We start from the raw sequence: 7,134 nt of genomic DNA on the forward strand, positions 1-7,134 counted from the left end.
CCGTCCATGCCGTCGATCTGCTCCGCGGCGTGGTTGTCGTCGGCCGTGGCCGTGACGGTGGCGGGCACGCCGACCCGGCCCCCGGGCGTGCCCAGCCCGTCCCCGCAGCCCGCACCCGTCCCGACCAGGCCCCCGATGCCCCCGGCCACGGAACCCCGGGCCTGAGTGGAGCGCCGACCGGCGGGTCAGGCGGGGTCGTCGGTGAGACGGTGCCGGTTGGCCTCGATCCAGGCGTCCAGGGCCACCGGGTCGTCCGGGTCGACGCCGTCCGCCATCAACTGGGCGACCGCCGCCGTGGCCGGGCTGCGCCGCTCGCCGGTGCTGTAGAGCCGGGCGAACTCCGGGACCATCTCCTCGATCGCCTCGTCCGTCCGGCGGGCCGCCGCGCCCGGCAGCCCCCGCTGGCGGGCCGCGTACGCCGCCCAGCCACGCAGCACCCGCGGCAGCATCGCCGCGTCGTCCATGTCGAGCACGGCCCGGCGGTGCACCCAGTCCAGCAGCAACAGCTCCGCGACCGTCGGGCTCCACCGCATCGGGTCGGCGTCCGGGAAGCTGGCCGCGTGGTCCAGCAGCAGGCCCAGGCAGAAGTGCAGCGAGGACAGTTCGGCGTCGGGCACCGTGTCCAGCCCCAACCGGGCGGCCTCGGGCGAGCCGAGGAAGCCCCGGACCAGCCGGGTCCGCTCCTCGTCACTGGCCGGCGCGGTCTCCCCGGCGGCCGGTGCGCCCGACGGTCCGGGCAGCACCGCCAGCCGGGCGCCGACCAGCGCCCGGTCGGTGGCCAGCGAGCCCTGCGCGGGCAGCTCGCCGAGCTGGTCGGTGACCGCCAGGTGGCGGCTCACCTCCGCGTGCATCCGGGCCGGATCCTCGGTACGGAACCAGGTGAACTCGTCCTCGGTGCAGATCTCCCGGGCCTGCTCGACGATCCGCCCGGCGGGGCCGCCCACGAAGACGTCCTTGGTGACCCCGATGTTGTGGTCGACCAGCGCGACCAGGGCGTGCTCCGGCCCACCGTCGGCGTCGTCGTACGCGAAGGTGGCCAGGTAGGAGGTCTGGTCGCCGTACACGTCCCCGTACGCCCAGGTGCCGGTGAGGCGCACCCGGCCGAGCTGCGCGGCCCAGGCCGGGGCGTACGCGCCGGGGCGGACCCGGGCGGCGCCCTCGGCGTCCGGCACCAGGGTGGCGAAGACGGCGCGGATGGTGGTCGCGGCGGCGCTGCGTCGCCGCGTGGTGGCGGCGAGGAACCCGGCCACGAACTCGCGGACGGCGTTCTCCCGGTCGGTTTCTGCGACGGCGTAGACGCTGCCCAGCAGGGCGGCGCCGAGCATCTCCGCGTCGAGCGCGGTGTCGAGCCTCGTCACGTCGCGGGCGGCGTGCAGCACCGCCTCGTAGGGGGTCTGTGGCGTGGCCATGCACCGACCCTACGCCCCCCGGCCGGCCCGGACACCGGTCAGCGGCGGGCGGCCTCGCGCAGCGCCTCGCGGGCCTCGGCGTAGCGGGCGAGCACCGCCCAGACCGGGTTCAGCACGTACTGCTCGCCGACGCTGCCCACCGAGGTGAGCAGCCGCTCCTCGGCCCGCCGCCGGGCGCGTCGGGCGGCCCACCGGATCACCGGCCGGGTCAGCGCGGCCACCAGGAGCCCGGCCAGCAGGCCGCCGAGCAGCAGCACGGTGGGCCAGGGCACCTCGCCGAGCTTCGGGTAGTCCAGGGCCGGCAGACCGAGGATGCGCAGCGCGTAGCCGAACGCCAGCCAGCCCAGCCCGGCCACCGCGGCCAGGGTGACCAGCCACTGGAGGGCACCCACCACCCGCCACCAGGCCGGCCGGCTGGTCATGCCCAGGTCGGTGGCGGCGACCGCGTGGTCCAGCGCGTCCGGCAGGTCGACCAGCCGGGACCGGGCGGCGCCGATCACCGCGGCCGGCCAGGGCGCGGGCAGGTCGGCGCCGGCGCGGTCGGCCACCGCGCGGATGGCCAGGTTGAGCGCGGAGCGCTGCGCGGCGCTCGGATCGGGTACGGAGGTCGCCGCGACCAGGCTCTCCGCCGGCGCGTCGGGATCCCCGCCGGGCAGGTGCAACCGGCGCAGTGGATCGGGCCGGAGCTTCCGCCAGCCCCGGACCAGCGGCCAGCCGGTCGCGCCCCCGGCCCGGTGCCGGTACGCTCCCTCGACCGCCTCCGCCACGGTCGGCACCCCGGCCGTCCCGGCGAGGGCCGAGGTGAGCTCTCGGGTCGAGGCGTCGCCCGGTCCGGTCCGCGGCGGCTCCGCGGCGACCAGCGGCGCCAGCCCGTCCACCACGGTGTCCACGTCGCCCGCCAGCCGGCGCAGGGCGGCCTGCCGCTCGGCGACCGCCCGCTCCAGCTCGAGGCGGAGACCGTCCAGCCCGGCCGGGTCCACCGCCACGGTGGGCAGCAGCTGCACCCCCTCCAGCCCGTCGGCGTCGAGCAGCCGGCGCAGGTCGCCGAGGACCTTGGGCAGCTCGGCCGGGGGCAGCCGGTCGGCCTGGTTGAGCACCACCACGGTGACGTCCTTGTGCCGGTGGAACTCGCGCAGGTAGCTGGTGTGGATCACGCGGTCGGCGTACTTCTGCGGATCGACCACCCAGACCACCAGGTCGACCAGGCCGAGCAGCCGGTCCACCTCCAGCCGGTGGCTCCGCTGCACCGAGTCGAAATCCGGCAGGTCCAGCAGGACCAGGCCGTGCAGGTCGGTCTCGTCGTCGGCGTCGAGGGCGCTCTCCCGGACGAACCGGTGCCGGGGCAGCACCCCGATCCAGTCCAGCAGTCGGGACGCCCCGTCCAGCGCCCCCCAGACGCAGGCGTGCGCGACCCCCGTGGTGGGCCGCCGGACACCGACCGGCGACAGGTCCAGCCGGGCGAGGGCGTTGAACAGGCTCGACTTGCCGCTGCCGGTCGCCCCGGCCAGGGCCACCACCGTGTGGTGCCCGGAGAGGGCGAGCCGGGTCCCGGCCCGTTCGACCACGGTGTGCGCGGGGACCAGCTGGGTGTCCGGTACCAGGCCGTCCGTGGCGCCGAGGAAGCGCTGGACCGCCTGGAGGCGGGCGATCAGCGCGTCCGGGTCCACCCGCTGGTCGCCCCGGAACGCCTCGCGCATCCGGCCGACGATGTTGCTCACCGGTCACCGCCCTGCTCGGCGGCGGGCAGCGCCGACCCGTCCCCGCCGGCCAGGCCGCTGCGGTGCCGGGCCTTCTCCACCTCGACCGCGGCCCGGCGCAGCGTCTCGCCGGTCCCGTTGGCCGGGCGGGCGGCGTCGCTCCGGGCGAGGAACCGCCCGGCTTCCTCGGCGAGCAGGGTGTTCACCCGGTCGAGCAGGTCCGTTCGGGCCTTGTTGGCCAGGTTCCGTACCGCCTGGTCGCCGAAGATCGCCTGGAGCACCGCCTGGGCGGCGACCGTGGTGCCGGCGCCGGTGGCGACCTCCAGCCCGGTCGGGATGAAGGCCGTGGAGGCGAAGACCGCGATCATGACGGCCAAGCCGGTGGCGTTGACCGCGTACGCCGCGGTGCGGGCCACGAAGCGGCGGTCGCCGCCCTCGGCCCGGACCAGCTCCAGCACCCCGCGCTGCCAGTCCCGGACCAGCCGTTCGGCGCGGTCGCCGAAGTCGTCCGAGGCGTGCGCGAACTCCGGTTCGAGCAGCGCCGCCCCGGCCGGGTGCGCCTTCCACCCGGTGTACGCGTTCTCCGCCGCCTCGGTGGCCACCCCGCGCAGCAGGGTGACGAGCTGGGACTCGATGGCCGTACGCAGCTCGGCGGCGGGCGCGGGACGGCCGGTGACCGCGGCGACCATCCGGTCGCGCAGTCGGCCGATCCGGGCCTCCAGGGTGCGGAAGAACTCGCCGGTGCCGACGAACTCCTGCCAGCGGGCCAGCACCTCGCCGCGGAGCAGCCGGCCGTCCTTCAGCCCCTGGTCGACCGTCCGCTCCGCCCCCCGGTACGCGGCCCAGACCCGCTCGTCCAGCGCGTCGGCGGCGGCCACCTGCTCGTCCGCGGCGTCGGCGAGCGCGTCCACGGTGGGGTGCACGGCGGCGATCGCGCCGTCCAGGGTCTGCCGGACCACGGCCGAGCGGGCCTCGGCGTCCGCCGCCAGCCGGCCGAACCAGGCGCTCAGCGGTGCGGTGACCTTGTCGGGGAGCAGCCCCTGCCCGTCGACCCAGGTCTCCGGCAGCACGAAGAGCGGCGCGGCGCCCAGGTCCTGGGCGGCGAGCATCTCGGACAGGTGGGCGGCGATCTCGTCGGCCGCCTCCGGGGGCACCCGGTCGAGGACCATGGCGATCGCCGTGCCCCGGGCCCGGGCGCTGCGCAGCAGCTCCCAGGGGACGGCGTCGGCGTACCGGGCGGCGGTGGTGACGAACAGCCAGAGGTCGGCGGCGGCCAGCAGCTGCCCGGCGAGGGCCCGGTTGGCGTCGACCACCGAGTCGATGTCGGGTGCGTCGAGGAAGGCCAGCCCGGGCGGGAGCGCCGGGGCGGTGACCAGGTGCAGGGTGCCGGGCTGGTCGCTCGGCTCGTTGGTGCGGGTCAGGCCGGGCAGCAGTTCGCCCTGGCGGAACCAGGCCGAGTCGGCGGGGTTGCAGACCAGGACCGGGGAGCGGGTGGTCGGGCGGAGCACCCCGGCGGCGCTCACCCGGGCCTGGACCAGGCTGTTGACCAGCGTCGACTTGCCGGCGCCGGTGGAGCCTCCGACGACCACCAGCAGCGGGGCGTCGAGCCGGGCGAGCCGGGGCAGCAGGTAGTCGTCGAGCTGGTCGGTCAGCCCGGCGGCGGTCCGCCGGGCCGGCTCGGCGGAGGGCAGGGCCAGCGGGAAACGCGCCGCCCCGATCGCGGCCCGCAGGCCGGCGAGCGCGGCGGGCAGAGCGTCCGCGCTGGGCAGGTCGTCCCCGGAGGCGGGTCCGGTGCGGGCTGCGACGGCGGGCGCGCCGGAACGGGTGGCGGGATCGCCATGCGTCGTCACCGCTAAAGCGTGCCCGACCGATGCAAGGTAAGACAACCGGACGGTAATAACGGTCAGGTTGCGTCGGGTCGACTCAACCTCGACTTGCGGTTTGCCGACGGCGTGGCACTATTGAGTCAAGTTCACTCAACTTGTGGTGCGGTCGCTGCGGGCGACCCGCCGGGCAGGCCCGTTGACCTGCTCACCGTTACGAAGCGAGGAAGCGAACATGGCACGTGCGGTCGGCATCGACCTCGGCACGACGAACTCCTGCGTCAGCGTTCTCGAGGGCGGTGAGCCCACCGTCATCGCCAACGCTGAGGGCTCGCGGACGACCCCCTCGATCGTCGCGTTCGCCCGCAACGGCGAGGTGCTCGTCGGTGAGGTCGCCAAGCGGCAGGCGGTGACCAACCCCGACCGGACCATCCGCTCGGTCAAGCGGGAGATCGGCACCAACTGGACCGTCGACATCGACGGCAAGAAGTACACCCCGCAGGAGATCTCGGCCCGCACGCTGATGAAGCTCAAGCGGGACGCCGAGGCGTACCTGGGCGAGCAGATCACCGACGCGGTGATCACCGTCCCCGCCTACTTCAACGACGGCCAGCGCCAGGCCACCAAGGAGGCCGGTGAGATCGCCGGCTTCAACGTGCTGCGGATCGTCAACGAGCCGACCGCGGCCGCCCTGGCGTACGGCCTGGACAAGGGCTCCAAGGAGCAGACCGTCCTGGTCTTCGACCTCGGTGGTGGCACCTTCGACGTCTCCCTGCTGGAGCTGGCCGAGGGCGTCATCGAGGTCAAGTCCACCAGCGGTGACAACCACCTCGGCGGTGACGACTGGGACCAGCGGATCATCGACCACCTGGTGAAGACCTTCCGCGGCGAGCACGGCATCGACCTGTCCCAGGACAAGATGGCCATGCAGCGGCTCAAGGAGGCGGCCGAGAAGGCCAAGATCGAGCTCTCCGCCGCCACCACCACCAACATCAACCTGCCGTACATCACCGCCGGTTCGGCGGGCCCGCTGCACCTCGACGTGACCCTGAGCCGCGCCGAGTTCCAGCGCATGACGCAGGACCTGCTGGACCGCTGCAAGGGACCGTTCGAGCAGGCCGTGAAGGACGCCGGGATCAAGGTCTCGGACGTCGACCACGTCATCCTGGTCGGCGGCTCGACCCGGATGCCGGCCGTGACCGACCTGGTCAAGCAGCTCACCGGGCGCGACCCGAACAAGGGCGTCAACCCGGACGAGGTCGTCGCCGTCGGCGCCGCCCTGCAGGCCGGTGTGCTCAAGGGCGAGGTCAAGGACGTCCTGCTGCTCGACGTGACCCCGCTGAGCCTGGGCATCGAGACCAAGGGCGGCATCTTCACCAAGCTCATCGAGCGCAACACCACCATCCCGACCAAGCGCTCCGAGGTCTTCACCACGGCGGACGACAACCAGCCGTCGGTGCTGATCCAGGTGTTCCAGGGCGAGCGGGAGATCGCGGCCTACAACAAGAAGCTCGGCACCTTCGAGCTGACCGGCCTCCCGCCGGCGCCGCGCGGCGTGCCGCAGATCGAGGTCACCTTCGACATCGACGCCAACGGCATCGTCAACGTGCACGCCAAGGACCTGGGGACCGGCAAGGAACAGAAGATGACGATCACCGGTGGCTCGTCGCTGCCGAAGGACGACATCGAGCGGATGCGCCGGGACGCCGAGGAGCACGCGGACGAGGACAAGCGCCGCCGCGACGAGGCGGAGACCCGGAACGTCGCCGAGGCGCTCCAGTGGCAGACCGAGAAGTTCCTCGCCGAGAGCGGCGACAAGCTGCCCAGCGAGAACCGCGACCAGCTCAACGAGGCCCTTGGCGACCTGCGCAGCGCCCTCGGTGGCCAGGACATCGAGAAGATCAAGGCCGCGCACGAGAAGCTGGCCCAGGTCTCCCAGCAGGCCGGCTCGCTGCTCTACTCGCAGCAGCAGCAGGGCGAGCCGGGTGCGCCGGGCGGGCCGGGGGCGGCCGGACCGGGCGCGGGCCCGACCGGTGGCCCGCAGGCCGGCGGTGGCGACGACGTGGTCGACGCGGAGATCGTGGACGAGGACAAGAAGTGATCGTCTGTCCCGGACACGTACTCGACCACAGAGGGATGAGGTAACCGCATGACGGAGAAGCCACGAGCCGCCGACCCGGCTGCCACCGGGTCGGCGCCGGGTGG

At 74.3% G+C, this 7,134-nt stretch carries 4 protein-coding genes; 1 reads left to right on the forward strand and 3 read right to left on the reverse strand.

The window, feature by feature from the left end; all coding sequences use genetic code 11:
- Positions 1 to 185: 185 nt before the first annotated feature.
- The 3 genes from ACWEVO_RS25015 to ACWEVO_RS25025 are packed head-to-tail and all read right to left on the reverse strand — an operon-like array spanning position 186 to position 4,956.
- The gene (locus ACWEVO_RS25015; RefSeq protein WP_452309956.1) at positions 186 to 1,409 is read right to left on the reverse strand and encodes a hypothetical protein; all 1,224 of its coding nucleotides are present in this window, start codon (positions 1,407 to 1,409) and stop codon (positions 186 to 188) included.
- A gap of 38 nt (positions 1,410 to 1,447) precedes the next feature.
- A complete protein-coding gene (locus ACWEVO_RS25020) occupies positions 1,448 to 3,106 on the reverse strand; it encodes a GTPase (protein WP_452309959.1) in 1,659 nt (552 codons plus the stop codon).
- Between the two features lie 17 nt (positions 3,107 to 3,123).
- The gene (locus ACWEVO_RS25025; RefSeq protein WP_452309957.1) at positions 3,124 to 4,956 is read right to left on the reverse strand and encodes an ABC transporter; all 1,833 of its coding nucleotides are present in this window, start codon (positions 4,954 to 4,956) and stop codon (positions 3,124 to 3,126) included.
- Positions 4,957 to 5,164: 208 nt separating this feature from the next.
- Here ACWEVO_RS25025 and dnaK point away from each other — a divergent pair, with 208 nt between their 5' ends.
- Positions 5,165 to 7,030: a molecular chaperone DnaK gene (gene dnaK, locus ACWEVO_RS25030; RefSeq protein WP_452309958.1), complete on the forward strand. Its 1,866-nt coding sequence runs from the start codon at positions 5,165 to 5,167 to the stop codon at positions 7,028 to 7,030.
- Positions 7,031 to 7,134: the final 104 nt, after the last annotated feature.

The organism is Micromonospora sp. NPDC003776, assembly GCF_053605645.1.